The sequence below is a fragment of the Paenibacillus sp. FSL M7-0134 genome (assembly GCF_038007865.1).
In the GTDB taxonomy this organism is placed as follows: Bacteria; Bacillota; Bacilli; order Paenibacillales; family Paenibacillaceae; genus Paenibacillus; species Paenibacillus polymyxa_B.
Genome location: NZ_JBBOXV010000002.1, coordinates 102,926 through 120,660, shown reverse-complemented (window position 1 = coordinate 120,660; position 17,735 = coordinate 102,926). Strand labels below are relative to the sequence as shown.

Sequence of the window (17,735 nt, the reverse complement as noted above, 5' to 3'; positions counted from 1 at the left end):
TTATTGGATTACATACAGCCCCCAAATGCTGTCTGACCATCGCTTTTTTCGCCATTATCTTCTCATCATGATCATTTTCATGCTATTCCCAAGTATGATTCCAAATCAGGAAAGCGAGGAATTAATCCTATGCCACAACTCGTAACCAAACCAAACAATCGCCAGTTGGCTTTTGATGAAATACGCATTTCCGTATATGCCGACCGTGTACTCAGCGGGCTGGACAAGCTGGATAAAGATCGTCTCATTCGCGGTGTAACTAGCAAGCTACGCCGGGACGAAGTCACGGGGGATGACATCAGCAACGCGTTTGCGATGGCTGCCCTTGAATTGGTTAGTAAGGAAGAACCGGACTGGAAATTTGCCGCTGCACGTGCTTTGCTCACTTCCTTGTATAAAAAAGCTGCTACTCACCGACGTTACAAATCCTATGCGGACGAGCCTTACGGCGCTTTTTATCCGCTGATTACCGATTTGGTCCAAAAAGGAATTTACCGTCAAGAACTGCTCGACTACTATACCAAGGAGCAGATTGATGAGCTGGGCGATTCCATATTGCCGAAAAATGACCTGCTGTTCGATTATATCGGGCTATTAACGCTGTCTGAGCGCTATTTGGCCAATGATTTTGATGGACGCGTAATGGAACTGCCGCAAGAACGCTACATGATCATCGCGATGTACCTGATGCACCAAGAGCCTGCCGACAAGCGTATGGAGCTGGTCAAGGAAGCATACTGGGCGATGAGCAACATGTACATGACGGCAGCTACACCAACCATGTCCAATGCCGGAAAAAAGGTGGCCGGACAGCTCTCCAGCTGCTTTATCGACACCGTAGACGACTCCCTGGAAGGTATTTTCGACTCCAATACGGATGTAGCCCGTCTTAGCAAAATGGGCGGCGGCATCGGCGTATACCTCGGTAAAGTACGGGCGCGCGGGTCCGATATCCGTGGACATAAAAATACAAGTTCTGGCGTCATTCCGTGGATTCGTCAGCTGAACAATACAGCTGTTAGCGTAGACCAATTGGGTACTCGCAAAGGTGCAATTGCCGTATATCTGGACGTATTCCATAAGGACATCCTCGCGTTCCTTGACCTGAAGCTGAACAACGGTGACGAGCGGATGCGTGCACATGACGTGTTCCACGGCGTATGTCTACCCGATCTGTTCATGGAGCGGGTCGAAGCACGGGGCGAATGGAATCTGTTCTGTCCGCATGAAGTGAAGAAGGTGATGGGCTGGAAAGATGACAAGGGTCGTCCACTGGGCCTGGAAGATTTTTATGATGAAACCTTCGGTTCAGGTACCTTCCGCGAAAAGTATGAGGAGGCGTCACAGCATCCCATTCTCTCTCGTATTACAGTGCCTGCCATCGACATCATGAAGCGCCTGATGAAATCACAACTGGAAACAGGTACACCGTACATGTTCTATCGTGATACGGTAAACCGGGCCAACCCGAACCGCGCCCATGGTATGGTATATTCCTCCAACCTGTGTACGGAAATTATGCAAAACCAATCTGCAACTGTAGTGGAAAAAGAAGAACTGGTCACCAAGGACGGACAAACACGCATTGTTATTTCCAAAATTCCTGGCGACTTTGTTGTTTGCAACCTGAACTCCATCCATCTGGCTCGTGCGGTTCCGGCAGGTGTGCTGGATCGCCTCGTACCGATTCAGGTACGTATGCTGGATAATGTTATTGATATCAACAACATTGAAGTGCTGCAAGCACAATATACGAACAGCCAATATCGCGCTGTCGGTCTGGGTACATTTGGACTGCATCATCTACTCGCACTGGAAGGTATCCGTTGGGAATCCGATGAAGCGGTAACCTATAACGATCATTTGTATGAAAAGATTAACTACCTGGCAGTCAAATCCAGCATGGAGCTAGCGAAAGAAAAAGGCCGTTATGCGAAATTCGAGGGTTCTGACTGGTCTAGCGGGCACTATTTCACTTCCCGTGGCTATACGGACGGTACACGTGAAGGCAAATTTGTCACTACGTCCGAGTGGAGCGAGCTTGCAGAAGAAGTCAAACAAAATGGTGTCCGCAACGCATGGCTGTTCGCCATCGCGCCTAACGGTTCCACGTCTATCATCGCAGGCTCTACCGCCAGCATTGATCCATTGTATGAGTTGCTTTCCTATGAAGAGAAAACAACTTACAAGATCGCTAACCCAGCACCGGACTTGAACGAGAAAACCATCTGGTACTACAAGACAGCTTTCTTGCTGGATCAACACGCTTCGATCAACATGGCTTCTGCACGTCAGCGTCATATTGACCAAGGCCAAAGCTTTAACCTGTATGTACGGCCTGATATTAAAGCAACTGAATTTTTAGAGCTGCACATCCATGCCTGGAAATCAGGTATGAAATCGACCTATTATGTACGCAGCCGCGCACTGACGATTGAAGAATGTGATAGCTGCGCATCCTAAACTAAAGGAGAGAAGCTCTCATGCAGTTACAGAAGATTTTTAACACGGAAGCGCCAAATCGCTCTACCCGTATTATTGAAGGCGAAAGCTCCGGTATTTTGAATTGGAACGATATTCGGATGCCGCATATGTACAAACTGTATAAAGTACTGCTGCTGAACCACTGGATTCCAGATGAAATTCCGATGTCCAAGGACGCGTCCCAGTTCCCTGTGCTGGATGCCGAAGAACAGCGCACCTTCAAAATTAACATCGGCTTGCTGGCTGTGCTGGATTCCATGCAAACGATGTTTGTCGGGGATGTAAAACGCTATTTTACCGATTCCTCGCTGGAAGCTATTTCGGCGATTATCGGGCAGCAGGAAGTGGTGCATAACCAGTCCTACTCCTACGTTCTGTCTTCTTTGGTGTCAGATCAGGAACAGAAGGAAATTTTTGAATACTGGAAAAACGATCCTGTCCTGCTGGAGCGTAACACATTCATCTCGGACATTTATCAAGAGTTCCGCGATGAGCAGAACCCACAAACCTTTTTCCAAGCGATGGTAGCCGATTTGATTCTGGAAGGCATTTTCTTTTACAGTACATTTGCTTTCTTCTACAATTTGGCCCGTGATCAGAAAATGATGGCAACCAGCCAAATGATCTCGTATATTCAGCGTGATGAAAATCAGCATTGCTACTTTTTTGCTGAAGTGTTTAAGCAGCTATTGTCTGACTTCCCTGAGCTGAACACCAAGGAAAATACGGACTATGTCTATCGTATGATTAACCGCGCTGTGGAGCTGGAAACGAATTGGGCGCATTATACGCTCAAAGAGGTTCGCGGCATCGACTTGCACGAGCTGAGCGATTATATCAAATACATGGCAAATATGCGCCTGAGATTGCTTGGTATGGACAAAGCGTACGAAGGCGTAGATGTAAACTGTATGCCTTGGATTAAACCATTCTCAGACGAAGCGCTAAATGCGACAAAAACGGACTTTTTTGAAGCAAAATCACGCAATTATGGCAAGGTCGGAGATGACAACGGATTTGACGATTTGTAAGTTATAAGATACAGCCTTAACTCGGTACTTACCGGGCTAAGGCTTTTTTCATGAGAATTTACGCAAATACGCAAAAAAATCATGAAACATCTGAATTACTATTCATATTTTCCTATTTGTACACGATATATATGAAGGTGAAAAAAATATAGTAAGGAGCATATTATGAAAAGCAGCGTTAAAAAAAGAATGGGATTACAATCCAAACTCTACTTCATCTTGCTCATTCCTTTAATAGTGATTGGCGTTATTGTTCTGTGGACGACCAATCAATCTATCCAAAATGCTTCTCTATCAACCATGCAGCTAAACAATGAAACGCTGGCAAAGAACACGGCCCAGTTACTGGACAAGTCCGCAGTCAAGAGCTTAAACACTAATTCATCTGAGCAAAGCAGCGAGTATAAGCAGCTTCGGAACGAGTTAAATACGCTCAGGTTGCAAACTGGAATCCTGTACATCTATATGTACAACCGGGTTGGAAATGAGTGGAAAATTACAGTGGATGGAGCCGCATGGAACGACAAAGACTACAGTCCATTCGGAACTCCTGTAAGTTTTACCCTTAAAGAAACGGAAGAGAAATTAAAACAAGGGGAAACGGTAACTACAGATATTACAACGGACCCTGAGTGGGGGACGATGTTTTCCTCCTTTACTCCCATTAAGGATACCGATGGAACCATCATTGGATATTTGGGAATCGACAGATCCCTGTCCTCTGTGACTGAAGTATACGAACATACCTTGCCCGAGGCCTACCGATTAGTTATCCCTGTTATCTCCATCATTCTGATCATCTCAATTGCGGCTATGATGCTGGTAACCCGACGGATACTGCGTCAGGTGAGATTTATTAAAAATACACTGGAGCAAGTAGCCGACGGCAACCTTACGGTTACATCGTCGCAAGTAACATATGATCAGTTAGGCGAAATCAGCAAATTGACGAACAAAATGGTGGAAGCCATGTCGAATATGATTGTGGATATTCAAAGCAGTTCAAGCACACTCCAGCACGCATCGGAGAATATCGTCGTGACAACGGAAGGAACACTCCACCAGACTGAGGAACTGTCCCGTACACTCCAGCAAATTGCCGATGTCTCTATTAACCAAGCGGATCAAGCGGTGGAATCGGTTCAACAATCTGATCGATTAGGACAAACGCTGGATGAAGTCGGAAGCCATGTGCAACAATTTACGGATACGGCCCATCATCTCAATGAGGTTCGTAATCAGGTAGCTAGTGAGCATGAACTGTTATTAGAGAAAGGACGAGAAAGCGCCTTGCGTATCAAGCAGATGCAGCGCATGTCACACGCGTTAACCGAAAAATCCCGCGAGGCGGCTAACATCGGTCAGCAGGTACAGGGCATCGTAAAGCAGACGCAGATTTTGTCCTTTAATGCCTCTATTGAAGCCTCACGTGCAGGCGAAGCTGGCAAGGGTTTTTCTGTGGTCGCTCATGAAATGGGACAACTTGCCCAGCAATCCGCCATATCGATTCGTGAAATCGATGAAATCTTAAGAAGCTTTGTTGAGCAAATTGAGCAAATGGGTGATCAATTTGATGAAAACATAAAGACCGTCAATGAACAAGAAGTACAAATTTCGGTATGTCTACAGTCTGTTGACAAAGTCACCCAGGTTTCACAGGAAGTTCAGGAGTTAGCTGCACATCTGGCTCAATTGACGGCAGAGATGCAAGAGGTACGTCACAGCGTAGATCAACATTTAAATCACACAGCCAGCGCGGCACAGCAGACTGCCGGAATGACAGAAGATGTATCAGCAAGCGCTCAGAAGCAGGCTCTAGCGGTAAAAGAACTATCCGAAGTAGCACGCAATCTGACCACACTATCAAACAATCTGCAGCGACATGCTGACCAGTTCCGGGTGAAAAATGCTGAATAGTAAAAAAGGGATTACCCATGCATGATGAATTGTGACTCGTAAGATGAACCTTTGAAAAAGCGTTTCTTTTACGGGTCATTTGCGTTTTCAACAGATGAATACAAGATGTGTCTGGAGCGGATCAGTGGCAGATGATCTATGCGTGCGTGTCGACTAAGAGGCACTTCTTTTCTTTACATACTAAACATGCATCTGTGCTGATTGCCCATGATTGGCTATTTGCGGCTTCAGTTCATCCATGATGCATTCAGCCGCTTCCTCGCCAGCCTCGACGCATTCAGGCCATTTTGTAAAATCAAACGCCGCAATATGTCCGACTTCAGGGCGAATAACAACGTCTGCTAGCCGGAGACTATTATGCTTTCGTTCGGCGGTCATCAAGCTGTAAGAGCGGTATACAACTTCCACCATATTTCGCGGCGGCTTCTTTTCATGTCCCCGTGCCACATCAACAGCAATTACTAAACAATCTGCTTCCCGACTCATCTCTTCTACAGGCAAATTGTTTAATACCCCTCCGTCGACCAGCATCTTGCCTTCATGCATCACAGGAGCGAATAAGCCAGGAAACGCCATCGTAGCCCGCAGTGCTGTCACCAAATCACCTTGTTCAAAAATGAATTGCTTGCCTTCCAGTAAATCGACAGAAACAGCTTCAAAACGGATAAGAAGATCCTCAATCTTCTGCGTATGCTGTCCATACTGCTGCAGTAGCTCATTCACCACCGTATTCATGCTGTTACCGCCAATTAAACCACGATGGCGTATGCCGATATCCAACAGGCGGTATTTAGGTGTCTTTTTAATACAATCCAATAGAGCATCCGTAGGAACACCCGCCGCATAAAGTCCGCCAACAATGCCGCCCATACTCGTACCGATGATACAATCGACCTGAATCCCGTGTCTTTCGAACGCTCTCAGTACCCCCAAATGAGCAAGTCCTCTGACTGCTCCCCCACCCAAAACCAATCCTACCTTCGGCATATACGCAACCCCTTTACATGTATTTACTGCATGCGTCCAAACACACAAAAGACCCAAAAACTAAACGTAAGGAGGCCAGCTTCCTCTCCTCACAAATGACTCATTCCTGTTATATTCAAAAATGAAAAGCCTCGCTTAGAAAATCGGAAAGCAACCCTTTTTCCTCGTCAGAAAGATCCGAAATGGATTGCAGAAAACGGGAAACCAGCTCCGTAATTTCAAGGCCTAGTTCATCGTTCATCGTTTGTAAGGCCATACCCAACACAGTGCCAACAAACATGGTCATGCCCATTTCCTTGCTTGGCGCTGTAAGGACAATCCGCTGAATCCAGGGACCTCTTTTACCTCCCAGCTTCTTCAAGTACATCAAAAGCAGCCCTATAATATAGGCGCAAAAATTGATTCTGACACTGGCTTCAGGAATTTCAGCCCAAATTTTTCGGACCGCCTCATTGGGACCTGTATTGTTCAAATCCTTGAGCAGTCCCGAGATATTCTCGACGGTTTTTTTCCAATCCACCAGATCCACTAATTCATTCCGGGACTGGTTGAACAAATCCGAAGCTTTATCTGTAGGTACAAATACAACCTGTGAACGTCCGGTTACCTTGGTATTCACCTCATAGCTGCGCGTAATAAACCCGAGCTTTTCAATTTCTTTCAGCATGTCATAGGCCGTCCACTTACTAACCCCTAATGATTTAGCCAAGGCCTCATAATGAATAGGTAGTTTTGTTTTTTGGTACAGTTCCACTAATGTATGCAAAAATTGCAGTCGGCGTTTAGTAAGTGACACGATAGCGTTGTAACCTCCCTGTGTAATTCTCTATGAATTCGTTTTTGGGTTTTTTGTGTCTAAATATTAGCACTGAATACCCATATAAGCAAGCCTCATAATGATTATTGATTCTCACACAGCGAGCTGCTCTTTTACATATTTCCTTTTTAATTGGCTTGTGTTATATTTTTATCCATATCGTTTTTTGGTTTTTTTGGTCTTTACGGTCTTTTGTGTGATTATTTTATTGGAGGGAAACGTTCATGCAATCAGCTCTCAAGCCCAACGGCATTACTATTACGGGTGCAGGATTCTATGTACCGGCATCACTATTCACCAATTTGGAATTAGCCGCATCTCTGGATACATCCGATGAATGGATCACTCAGCGAACAGGTATCCGTCAGCGATATATCGCAGAAGCATCCGCAGAAACCTCTGATCTTGCCGTCCTGGCTGCAACTCATGCTTTACACCGTGCTCAATTATCATCGGAAGATGTGGATCTTATTGTAGTGGCAACGTCCACCCCTGACTATGCTTTCCCTTCCACGGCCATGTTGGTCAAGCAAAAGCTAGGAAGCCGCGCACCTGCATTCGACTTATCGGCAGCCTGCTCCGGTTTTGTATATGCCCTCTCGATCAGCAGTGACATGATGAAGGCGGGTGCATACCACAACGTCCTGGTGATTGGAGCAGACAAGTTCTCCAAAATCGTAGATTGGCAGGACCGTAATACCGCCGTTTTATTTGGAGATGGAGCAGGTGCTGTTGTCCTTCAATCTCATCCCGGTGCTTTCTCGTCTTTTTCCTTGCTTGGCTCGGAAGAACGTGGAGCAGACATGCTGATCTCCCCCGTCACAGGGCCTATTACAATGCATGGACGAGAGGTTTTCAAGTTTGGGGTGCGCATTCTGGAATCTATGCTGACTAAAGTTATGGAGGAATTAAGATTAAGCATAGATGATATTGCTTTGATCATTCCGCATCAGGCCAATATCCGAATCATTGAACATGCGGCAGTTAAGTTGAAAATTCCACTGGATAAGTTCTTTATAAATATCGAAAAATACGGAAATACGTCAGCTGCTTCTATTCCCATTGCGCTCGCGGAAGCTATGGAACAGCAGCGAATTCAAGCTGGTGATATTGTCGTCCTGGCTGGCTTCGGCGCAGGATTAGCCTGGGGTGTTCAAGTTATTCAGATCGCATAAATTCTTCAGTTCAACAGACAAAAAGGAGTAAACTAAAATGGAGCATTCGCAAACGTAGCGAGTGCTCCATTTTTATGTTTTGAAAGCCAAGCAGAGTTCACCTTTATCCGAGTAGGTGCATACATATAACCTAGAAGTGTGTATTCAAGCACTCCAGACTCATACCTGTTCTTATGATGGAGGTAGCGCGGCTGTTTTCACCTGTTTCGTATAAGAAGGATAGCCTCCCGTATGCTGGAGCATTTCGATTTCACGCAAAATACGCGGCAAGTCAGCGACCGAGTTCATCACGATGTGGGCTCCTGCCCTTTTCAAACCATATACACTCTGTCTGCGCCGTTCCTCAGCCACTCTGTCATCCGCTTCATGGCTGGTCGTTTGAGCTGCGGTCGTCACGCTTTCGTTATGGTTCAACACACCAATCGTCCATACACCGGCGTTCCGTCCCTCTTGCATATCGGCTACTGTATCTCCTACTTTCACAATATCGCTAAGTGGGAATACCTGCAAGCGATGTGCAATTTCATAGATCATCCACGGATAAGGCCTCCCCTGCGAAACTTCACAAGGGGCTACCATACAATCCAACGTATAGGGTGACTGTGCAGGCGTAAACTTGTGACTGAGCATTTCCATCGGACAGGATGCAGTGGCGCCTGACTGAATGCGACGATCCTGCAACTCCTGCAGCGCCCTGTCTATACCGATAGCAGGCTCAGCCCCTTGGATCAAGGAGCGGAGAACAGGGACAAGCTCAAGATAAATATGCTCAATATCCGCTCTGCCAGGATGCGCACCAAAGCACTCCAGCCATTTTTTCCGAACCTCTGAAAGTCCCAGCACATTCGCAATATGATCCCGGATCGGCATTCCTCGCCCATGAGATACCTGTTCTTCAGTTACCTGTATACCTTTCCATCTGAAAATGTCACGCATTCCCTGGGTTAAGCCTCGTCCTCCGGGGTCTAACAATGTACTTTCGAGATTAAAAATAACCGCCTGTATCATGCAATCCCCGCCTTTCCGTACCGCGGCTATCCGCAATCTTTATTTTGCTTAGGAACATGATACACAGCTAACGTAAACTGAAGTGTCGTAAACGGTAAGCGGATTGTAATTGAAAATAAATTCCTTGATTGGTTATGAATACCGAGTGTGATAAGAGGAGGAGTCGCAACATGAGACAGCCTTGGAATGAATTTAATTCCAAAATGCCTTGGCGGATGGAGCTTGGTTGTTATGCGCTGAATAAACTGGCCTGTGGAGGATTGGTTTTTGGTCTCTTATGGGTCTACTGCTATCTGACAGAGGAAATAACAGGAATTCCTCTGACTATAGCAGGCAATAGTGGTGAACTGACCGCGCAGCTGTGGGCCTATGGTTTTGCCCTTCCTGCCGCTCTTGCCGCTGATGCGCTACGCGATCTTTTACCCTGGCTTCGTAAGCCCGAGCAACTCACCCTATACCTCGCTGCAGGATTCAGCGTCTTTCTCCTGCTAGGTTCTTTGATGTCGCCTGCCGGAACGGGCATTTCATGGAGCAACGGCATAGCAGGTGCAGGGATTACACTGCTGTATTATGGAGGAAGGTACTGGCTGAACCGTGAATATGGATTACAGATCATGCTGGCCTTCCTCCTGCCACTGCTGCTATGGCCTATAGGGCTTCAATAATGTCGCCAGCTATCACAGAGGCAGGATGCTGGCGATGACGTGCGGCTGTTTCTCCAGCCGCACCATGCAGATACACGCCAAAGGCTGCTGCCTGCGCAGCATTCAGACCCTGGGCCAGCAAACCTGCGATGATGCCTGTCAGCACATCGCCCGCACCGCCTGTCGCCATCCCAGCATGGCCTGTGGTATTGACGTAGGCTGTTCCGTCGGGACAAGCGATGACAGTGCGCGCTCCTTTGAGCACCAGCGTGACCCCACGTGTTCGGGCGTACTCCCGGGCATGGGTGATGCGGTCACGCTGCACCTCTGCTGTCGGTATGCCCAGCAGACGAGCCATTTCACCGGGGTGCGGCGTTAGTACGACCGCCGCACTTCTCGGCTTCCAAGCCTCCAGCTCAGGCCCCGCCGAGGCGAGGATGTTCAAGGCGTCCGCATCAAGCACGAGCGGACCGCCGTATTCTTCCCACAGGCGGCGCAGCCAGCCGGTGTCCCCTGCAAAGCGGCCGAGGCCGGGGCCGACGGCCAGCACATCACGTGCCTGCGCGAGCTGTAGCAGCTCGTCTGCGGAGTCGGCATTCCATTCGCCGTCTCCGCCTGCTGCTGCGGCAGCGAGCATCAGTTCCGGCGCGGCGCCAATGACGCGCGGCAACAACGCCTCGGGCACCGCCCACGTGACAAGGCCGCTGCCGATGCGCAGAGCGGCACGTGCGGCCAGCAAGCCCGCGCCGCTCATGCGCAGGCTTCCGGCCGCGACGAGAACATGGCCGTAGGTGCCCTTGTGCCCGTCCGGCACGCGGCTGCGGCTTACATCCACATCCAGTGCAGCGCGCAGCGTGTCACGGGTCAAGAGCCGCAGCTGCACGCCACACTCACGTGCAAGGCCGGGTGGAATACCGATGTAGCGTACCACCACATCGCCTGCAGTCCCGGCGCCCGGATATTGGACGAGCCCACGCTTCAAGTAGGCGAGGCATACGGTGACGCGCGCACGAATGCACGGCTCGTGCAGCGTACCTGTGTCGGCGTCGAGGCCGCTAGGCACGTCTACCGACACGAGCGGCACGCCGCTGGCATTGGCCTCGCGGATCAGCGAGGCGTAGGGTTCGCGCGGCGGGCCTTGCGTGCCCGTACCCAGCAGGGCATCGACGATGCCAGAAGCGCCGCACAGGTCGAGGGAATCCCGCCCATAGAGGACAGACGGGATTCCCAGAGCCGCGATGATATCGCGCTGCGCAGCCGCTTCACCGCGCAGCGTGTCTGGCGGCTCGACGTACACAACGGTGACACGCAGCCCTGCATCCGTTAGATGGCGGGCCGCTACCAGTCCGTCACCACCGTTGTTGCCTTTACCTACGAGGATATACCAGTGTTCTCGTTCCCGTAAGTCATGTCGTCCTTGACTCCACGACTCTGTCCGTATAACACCGCCATGTCCCGGTATATCCCCCGGCCCTGTGTGTGTAACCTCTTCTGCCCACTGCGGCCCTAACACTTCAGCACGCTCAATCCCACGTGTTAGATCAGAAGTGCCTACTGAGAAGCCGCCATTGCTCTTCCCACTTCTCTCGGCACGTAGCTTCAATACCTCGTCAGCTACCGCGCACCCGGCATTTTCCATCAACGTAAGGGCCGGGATACCCAGCCTGTCAATTGTGTACCGATCCAATTGCCGCATTTCTTCGGCGGTCACCATATACATGCTTTTCGCCTCCCATATGGCTATCCCTGCTTATTAATACCCGACTGTAAAACGGGAATTGACAAATTCCCCTTCTACTAACTCATCAATCAGGGCTACCGCATAATCTTCGACCGAGATACGGCTATGGCCTAATTCGTCAACCACCAAATGATCCAAGCCAATACGGAACTGTCCTGTACGTTTTCCCGATTCAATCATTCCGGCAGGACTACAATAGGTCCAGTCTACATCCGCAGCGCGGTACAGCTCCAGTGCATCTGCATGGGCAGCCGCCAGCGGCTTCACTTCCTCCGGAAACTCGGCGGTATCCATGAGGCGTTCACCGTTTTCTGTTTTCAGACTTCCCGCTCCGCCAACGACAAGTATGCGCTCCGCGCCGGAACGCCGGGTTCCTTCCAGCAAAGAACGAGTCGCTTCGAGCAGTTCTTCCTCTTCTCCAAACTTGGGACCGTACGCGCTAATGATAGCATCGTGCCCTTTGGCCACTTCCGTAACGGAATTCGGATTTAGAATATCTGCTTGAACCACCGTCAAGTATTCACTTCGCTCCGTCACACGTTGGGGGTCGCGGACCGCTGCTGTCACTTCATACTTGCGCTTGATTGCTTCCTTTACTAACGCTTGACCAATGGTTCCAGTTGCTCCAAAAATAATAACTTTCATATAAATATGCCTTCTTCCTGTCTATAATTTACTTACTGTTATTTATCCGTTTTATCTCCAGCTTAAACCCGTGCAAGATATCGATTCGATGTCTCATGATCTTCTGTTGCAATTTTTATATTTTTATCCATACCGAATCTACCCTCCTGCTTGTATCTTGTCTATTTTACCAAAAAATACTTCATATATCCTGGTCAAAGGTATACAAGCCCTTGAAATGCCTGTGTAGTCTGTGCAATAGTGTAGAAAGAACAATGGAAGGAGGGATTGCGGGTGTCCCCGACGGACTTCGCGGCGTTAGTCGCATATATCTCACCCGGTCTGATTGCCTTCCTGCTGGCGTTATCTTTGCTGGTATGGCTGTATGTTCACAGTGCAGCCCAGCTTCGAAATTCGCGTCAGCAGCGGCTGGAAGAATTACAGGAATCGCTGCGTATCTATGGACGATTAGCTGGTTGTCTCCAAACCGCTACCCAGAATGGGTTCAATAACAGCGAAAAGCAGTACCAGAACGGACTCATCCACGCTCTTCAGGAAGCCAAAGCTGCTCCCTATTTGACCCCTCACCTTCAAGAGCAGGTTCAAGCATCCCTTCGGGAATGTGATACGTTCCGCAGAGAATTGCTTCTCAAATCACTGGAGCGTGAAATGAACAAACTCATCGAGGAACGGCGTCTGGTTCTGCTGGAATCTCATGCTCCGGGCTGGGGAACAGCATTGTGGAAGCTATTACGTCCAGCAGCTGGTCCGTTGGCGCTGGCAGGAATCGTCTGGTTGGTCTCAAGGCTGGTTGTGGAACTGATAGCCTCCAGCCATGTCGATGTTAGTCTGCCCGACACTGTACAATCTGCCTCATGGCTCATAGGGTGTGCATGGATGAGGTTCGTTTCTGGCTTGATCGCCCTACTGTATGTATACCGGCTGATGACCCTGCGCAGGCAAAATGATCTGGACGTGACGGCATCCCATTTTCCAACAAGCCTGTTGTGCATGGTGATCGCCGCTGTCGCTCTGTTTCAATGGATCGGACCGGAAGCGTCTCCCTACATACTGGCTGTTCAGCTTGTGCTGTTCTTGATTGGCTTCCGACTTACCCGAGGCCGCTCGCGCAGTGATCGTCCTTATGTTGGTCACCCCGGCTTGATCAAGGCAGATGCTTCTCAACATCAGGATGTACACACAGCAGATAAAGATAAAACGGCTGACTCTTCTTTGGCAGAAGAACATATCCGGTCCTAACACCAATGGCACATGACTCTATCCCGTATCCACCCTGCAAATCACATACCATCACAGGACATCCCAACAACAAAGAAAGAGTTCATGGGGTGTCCTGTTTTTTGAACAATTTCCGGCTTTTTGAGGGGTTAGGCTTGTGCCAGTGATCAAGGAAAGGGTATATTGTTTATATAAATGTAAATCATATCGTTTTTTATGTATGATTATTGAAAAAAATCCATATATGTTAAACTACCATCAATTTATGATGTGCGTTAGAATTGGAGGAACTATGCAACTGGACATTTCTGAAAAATCACTTCCCGTTTATGAAGCGCTGGCCAGTGAGGTTCGGCTAAACATGATTGTTCTGCTTGCGGAGAAGCCTATGAATATACGTGAGCTGGCGGAAGCGTTGGGGCTCAGCAGTGCGATTATGACGATGCATGTCAAGAAACTGGAGAGAGCGTCCATTATTTCGACCAAAATGCTGCCTGGACGAGGCGGGGTACAGAAAGTGTGCTCACTGGCTACAGACAAAATTGAAATCGCCATGCCACGCTATCAGCAGGATGTACGACAATTCCATCAGACGGAAATTTCTGTCGGACACTTTACAGATTTTGAAATACAGGCGACCTGCGGACTGGCTACCGTCGAAAAGATCATTGGTGAATTCGATGAGCCTCGTTCATTCTTGGACCCTGAGCGCTTCAATTCCAAAATTCTGTGGTTTAGCCAGGGATATATGGATTATAAGGTGCCAAATTTCCTACTGTCCAGCCAAAAAGCTGAGGAACTGGAAATTTCGATGGAACTATCATCCGAGGCCCCTTTTACCAATGATAATTGGCCTTCAGATATCACTTTTTTCCTAAATGATGTGAATTTGGGTACATGGACCAGCCCAGGGGATTTCGGGGATAACCGTGGTAAATACACACCTGCATGGTGGCCTGATTTTATCAATCAATATGGTCTCCTTAAAAGACTTCGCGTTACCTCCGAAGGTACCTTTATGGATGGCAAGCAAATATCCGACGTGACTTTAAGCCAAGTGCTGATTGATCAGAAGCAATGGAAATTCCGCATTGCCATATTGGATGATGCCCAGCATGTTGGAGGGGTTACCCTGTTCGGTACCGGATTCGGTAACTACAATCAGGATATCCTGTTCCGTTTGTACTACAAACATACAGAAAATCATGCCAAAACAGTAGCGGTAGAAGCTGGCGATAGCAGCAAATAGCTTTTAGACCACTTCAAGACCTGAACACGGCGTTTGGCCCATGCCTTTCATGGGAAACAAAGCGCCGTGTTTTATTTTTCATCCACTTATATCGTACTCTTTTGCCACATGCTATCCGATTAGCGAACAGGTTCAATACATACAGGTGAAGGAACCTCCAGCACATATCCCGTTCGGGTCAGCCGTCCATCCTCACTATGGATGGCAAAGGATACGATGTTGTTTCCATCCTGATTCGCTACTACCAGATAACCGGACAGGATGTTGAAGTTACGGGGTGTGCTGCCGAAGGTTTCCACCCATTCAACCGTCTTCAGCTTGCCGCTGTCCAGATCGACATGGTATAGCACGATGCTGTCATGGCCGCGGTTTGACACATACAAAAAGCGTCCACAGGGCGTAATCCGAATATCGGCTGCTGTATTTTCTACATCTATAATGCCTTCTGGCAGTGTGGACAGGCTTTGCAGCAATGTAAGCTCACCATTACGTTCGTTATAACTAAACACAGCGACTGTATTGTTCAACTCATTGGCGACAAAAGCATATGGACGCGAAGGATGAAAAACCAGATGACGCGGTCCAGAACCGGGTGGCAAATCTGTCTCACGATGGGTCACCAGTTTTCCATCCTCCGTCAAACGGTATACCACAATCTGGTCCAGTCCCAGATCACATACCATGGCATACTGTCCTGAAGGATCTGGAATAATCGAATGCGGATGTGCCGCATCCTGGCGGTCCTGGCGAATACCTGAGCCGGTATGCTGAACTTGCCCCGACATGTCTCCTAATCCTCCTGCTTCCGTCGCAGGGAACACAACGGCATTGCCGCCTGAATAGTTAGAAGCCAGCACATATCGTCCATCGGTTGTTACGGAAACATAGCAAGTATGCGCTCCCTCCGTCCCTTTTCGATCCAAAGGATGTAATTCCCCCGTCTGGGCATTCACCTGATACGCATACAGCTCGCCTCCTTCTGTTTCACTGGTAGCGCATACAGCTTCGTCCCATCCGGGTGTAGAGCGAGAAAAGAAGGCCTCTCCATTCCTTCCACACCTCCAACAATGCGCAGATCACCATTGGTCACACACAAAGCACATACATATATTCCTCTTTCCTGACGAGACGCATAAGTTCCTGTATAAAATAACTGCTCATTCCGCTCTTCCATCGGCTCTCATCTCCTTCTAGCTGTTTTTTTACATATTATCTGGCTTTTAGCTCTACTATTTGTCTTGTTGTAAACTCATCATGCATTATTACCCAAGATTCTGTCGTTTCATTAACGTTTCGCGATGTATGCAAAAAAAATAGCCTCCTTCGGCGCCATCTGCGGTTCACAAGAACGTCACAGTTCACACCAAAAGAGACTAATTTCACGAAAAGAACAACATTAAACCGCTGTGGTTTGCGTATCTCTGCTTTTCCATTTTACAGCCAGACCCAAACTAAGAATGAGAATGGCTGCCCCAAAAATGTATGGCAAATTGATATGCACCTCGAACAATGTACCCGCAAGCGCAGGTCCTAGAATATTACCAATACTCATATAAGCATTGTTCATACCAGCTGCAACTCCCTGCTCATCCCCCGCCATTTTGGATAAAGCAGTATTAATGGCTGGCCGAAGCAACGACGTAGCGGTAAAGAAGATGAGCGATACCCCGAGTACATAATAAAAGTTGCCAGAGAGCAGCATAAGCACAAGGGAAATCGCCGAAAACAGAAAGGAACCGATGATGACACCTTTTTCGCCAAAACGGTTTAACATCGGACTGATTACCACAGCTTGAATCACGGTTCCGACCAGTGCACCTACGGTAATAATGATAGCAATATCACGCTCATTATAATGAAACTTCCCCGTCACAAAGAAAGGAAACATCGTTTCAAAATGTGTCAGTCCAAAGGTTAAGGTGAATATCATAATCAGCAGCATAAAGTAAGGCTTGCGGAAAGAAAGGGCAAACTGTTTAATCACATTGTCCCGTTTGGCCTTGACATTCCGAAACTTCAACTGTTTTTCCAGTGATAAGGTTTCGGGTAGCATAATCAAGGAAATCAGTGCAGCTACGCCCGATACGGCCGCCGAAACATACAAGGGCGTACGAATCGAGATATCTGCCAGCAAACCGCCCACACCAGGACCGATCACAAAGCCAAGAGACATGGCGGCACCCAACAGCCCCATTCCTCTACCGCGATTGTGGACCGTTGTAATGTCAGCAATATAGGCCATCATCGGAGGAATCATAAAGGCTGCCCCTGCACCACCCAGTAAACGGGAGATATACAATGTGGTCAACGATTCCCCAATAGCAAACAATACAGAAGAAGCCGTCATGATTACCAAACCGATAATAATCATTTTTTTACGTCCGTATTTATCGGACCATTCTCCCGCTAGCGGCGAAAACAGGAATTGGGTTAAGCCAAACACAGCAACCAAATAACCACCCGTTTCACCACTGCCTCCCAAGGAGCTCATAAACTTAGGGAGGATCGGAATAATGAGGCCAATTCCCAGCATGGCAATAAACATATTAATCATCAAAATGACCAGCGGTCCCATTTTCAACTGTTGTGAATCTGACATGTTGCGTTTTGTCCTCCTCAGGTTCTTTATTTCGTATACGAAAATCTTATTTTGCAACCATTTCAGCAAAACTCTTCATTATATTAATAGAGCGAGAGACAAATAACAATCATAAAATACTTCCGATAACCCTGAATCTTTCCTTTGACAGGACAGCAAAAAGGAACAACCTGAAATGGCGATGTTGTCCCTCTCATACGAACGACCAGGGTGAATTTCT

General features: G+C 48.1%; 13 protein-coding genes and 1 pseudogene. 7 read left to right on the top strand and 7 right to left on the bottom strand.

Annotated features, from left to right (window positions below; translation table 11 throughout):
- The first annotated feature begins 129 nt into the window (after window positions 1-129).
- From NSQ58_RS16275 to NSQ58_RS16265, 3 genes are all read left to right on the top strand, one after another.
- Window positions 130-2,463 (top strand): ribonucleoside-diphosphate reductase subunit alpha, encoded by a 2,334-nt coding sequence (locus NSQ58_RS16275; protein WP_028541188.1) that lies wholly within the window; start codon window positions 130-132, stop codon window positions 2,461-2,463.
- Window positions 2,464-2,483: 20 nt separating this feature from the next.
- Window positions 2,484-3,515, top strand: a complete 1,032-nt coding sequence (locus NSQ58_RS16270; RefSeq protein ID WP_340859031.1) for a ribonucleotide-diphosphate reductase subunit beta — start codon at window positions 2,484-2,486, stop codon at window positions 3,513-3,515.
- Between the two features lie 165 nt (window positions 3,516-3,680).
- The gene (locus NSQ58_RS16265; RefSeq protein ID WP_340859030.1) at window positions 3,681-5,432 is read left to right on the top strand and encodes a methyl-accepting chemotaxis protein; all 1,752 of its coding nucleotides are present in this window, start codon (window positions 3,681-3,683) and stop codon (window positions 5,430-5,432) included.
- A gap of 180 nt (window positions 5,433-5,612) precedes the next feature.
- On the opposite strand, the gene NSQ58_RS16260 is transcribed toward NSQ58_RS16265, so the two are convergent.
- Together NSQ58_RS16260 and NSQ58_RS16255 are read right to left on the bottom strand one after the other, a co-directional pair.
- Window positions 5,613-6,419 (bottom strand): patatin-like phospholipase family protein, encoded by an 807-nt coding sequence (locus NSQ58_RS16260; RefSeq protein WP_075153623.1) that lies wholly within the window; start codon window positions 6,417-6,419, stop codon window positions 5,613-5,615.
- 115 nt (window positions 6,420-6,534) lie between these two features.
- Window positions 6,535-7,215 (bottom strand): DNA-binding protein, encoded by a 681-nt coding sequence (locus tag NSQ58_RS16255; protein WP_025723692.1) that lies wholly within the window; start codon window positions 7,213-7,215, stop codon window positions 6,535-6,537.
- Between the two features lie 245 nt (window positions 7,216-7,460).
- On the opposite strand from NSQ58_RS16255, the gene NSQ58_RS16250 reads away from it, so the two are divergent.
- Window positions 7,461-8,411, top strand: a complete 951-nt coding sequence (locus tag NSQ58_RS16250) for a beta-ketoacyl-ACP synthase III (RefSeq protein WP_025723691.1) — start codon at window positions 7,461-7,463, stop codon at window positions 8,409-8,411.
- A gap of 171 nt (window positions 8,412-8,582) precedes the next feature.
- Here the strand turns inward: NSQ58_RS16250 and NSQ58_RS16245 are convergent, their stop codons facing one another.
- Window positions 8,583-9,419, bottom strand: a complete 837-nt coding sequence (locus NSQ58_RS16245) for an HAD hydrolase-like protein (protein ID WP_023986748.1) — start codon at window positions 9,417-9,419, stop codon at window positions 8,583-8,585.
- Window positions 9,420-9,589: 170 nt separating this feature from the next.
- Here NSQ58_RS16245 and NSQ58_RS16240 point away from each other — a divergent pair, with 170 nt between their 5' ends.
- The gene (locus tag NSQ58_RS16240) at window positions 9,590-10,084 is read left to right on the top strand and encodes a hypothetical protein (protein ID WP_023986747.1); all 495 of its coding nucleotides are present in this window, start codon (window positions 9,590-9,592) and stop codon (window positions 10,082-10,084) included.
- On the opposite strand, the gene NSQ58_RS16235 is transcribed toward NSQ58_RS16240, so the two are convergent.
- Window positions 10,068-11,783 carry an NAD(P)H-hydrate dehydratase gene (locus tag NSQ58_RS16235; RefSeq protein WP_341057856.1) on the bottom strand — a complete coding sequence of 572 codons (1,716 nt, stop codon included), beginning with the start codon at window positions 11,781-11,783 and terminating at the stop codon, window positions 10,068-10,070. The two genes, NSQ58_RS16240 and NSQ58_RS16235, sit on opposite strands and share 17 nt — an antisense overlap.
- A gap of 33 nt (window positions 11,784-11,816) precedes the next feature.
- On the bottom strand, window positions 11,817-12,449 hold the full coding sequence (locus NSQ58_RS16230) for an NAD(P)-dependent oxidoreductase (RefSeq protein WP_023986745.1): 633 nt from the start codon (window positions 12,447-12,449) through the stop codon (window positions 11,817-11,819).
- A gap of 273 nt (window positions 12,450-12,722) precedes the next feature.
- On the opposite strand from NSQ58_RS16230, the gene NSQ58_RS16225 reads away from it, so the two are divergent.
- Window positions 12,723-13,688 carry a hypothetical protein gene (locus NSQ58_RS16225; protein ID WP_341057855.1) on the top strand — a complete coding sequence of 322 codons (966 nt, stop codon included), beginning with the start codon at window positions 12,723-12,725 and terminating at the stop codon, window positions 13,686-13,688.
- Between the two features lie 271 nt (window positions 13,689-13,959).
- Entirely contained in the window at window positions 13,960-14,916 is a 957-nt protein-coding gene (locus NSQ58_RS16220) for an ArsR/SmtB family transcription factor (RefSeq protein WP_023986743.1), read from the top strand.
- Between the two features lie 119 nt (window positions 14,917-15,035).
- Here NSQ58_RS16220 and NSQ58_RS16215 read toward each other — a convergent pair.
- Window positions 15,036-16,090 (bottom strand): annotated as a pseudogene (locus NSQ58_RS16215) (lactonase family protein).
- A 222-nt stretch (window positions 16,091-16,312) separates the two neighbouring features.
- A complete protein-coding gene (locus NSQ58_RS16210) occupies window positions 16,313-17,515 on the bottom strand; it encodes an MFS transporter (protein ID WP_028541191.1) in 1,203 nt (400 codons plus the stop codon).
- Window positions 17,516-17,735 lie beyond the last annotated feature (220 nt).

What these genes read in the sequence shown, in the direction of transcription:
- NSQ58_RS16265 (WP_340859030.1), top strand. Translation starts at nt 3,681, where the DNA reads ATGAAAAGCAGCGTTAAAAAAAGAATGGGATTACAATCCAAACTCTAC.
- NSQ58_RS16220 (WP_023986743.1), top strand. Translation starts at nt 13,960, where the DNA reads ATGCAACTGGACATTTCTGAAAAATCACTTCCCGTTTATGAAGCGCTG.
- NSQ58_RS16240 (WP_023986747.1), top strand. Translation starts at nt 9,590, where the DNA reads ATGAGACAGCCTTGGAATGAATTTAATTCCAAAATGCCTTGGCGGATG.
- NSQ58_RS16235 (WP_341057856.1), bottom strand. Translation starts at nt 11,783, where the DNA reads ATGTATATGGTGACCGCCGAAGAAATGCGGCAATTGGATCGGTACACA.
- NSQ58_RS16275 (WP_028541188.1), top strand. Translation starts at nt 130, where the DNA reads ATGCCACAACTCGTAACCAAACCAAACAATCGCCAGTTGGCTTTTGAT.
- NSQ58_RS16250 (WP_025723691.1), top strand. Translation starts at nt 7,461, where the DNA reads ATGCAATCAGCTCTCAAGCCCAACGGCATTACTATTACGGGTGCAGGA.
- NSQ58_RS16260 (WP_075153623.1), bottom strand. Translation starts at nt 6,419, where the DNA reads ATGCCGAAGGTAGGATTGGTTTTGGGTGGGGGAGCAGTCAGAGGACTT.
- NSQ58_RS16210 (WP_028541191.1), bottom strand. Translation starts at nt 17,515, where the DNA reads ATGTCAGATTCACAACAGTTGAAAATGGGACCGCTGGTCATTTTGATG.
- NSQ58_RS16245 (WP_023986748.1), bottom strand. Translation starts at nt 9,419, where the DNA reads ATGATACAGGCGGTTATTTTTAATCTCGAAAGTACATTGTTAGACCCC.
- NSQ58_RS16270 (WP_340859031.1), top strand. Translation starts at nt 2,484, where the DNA reads ATGCAGTTACAGAAGATTTTTAACACGGAAGCGCCAAATCGCTCTACC.
- NSQ58_RS16230 (WP_023986745.1), bottom strand. Translation starts at nt 12,449, where the DNA reads ATGAAAGTTATTATTTTTGGAGCAACTGGAACCATTGGTCAAGCGTTA.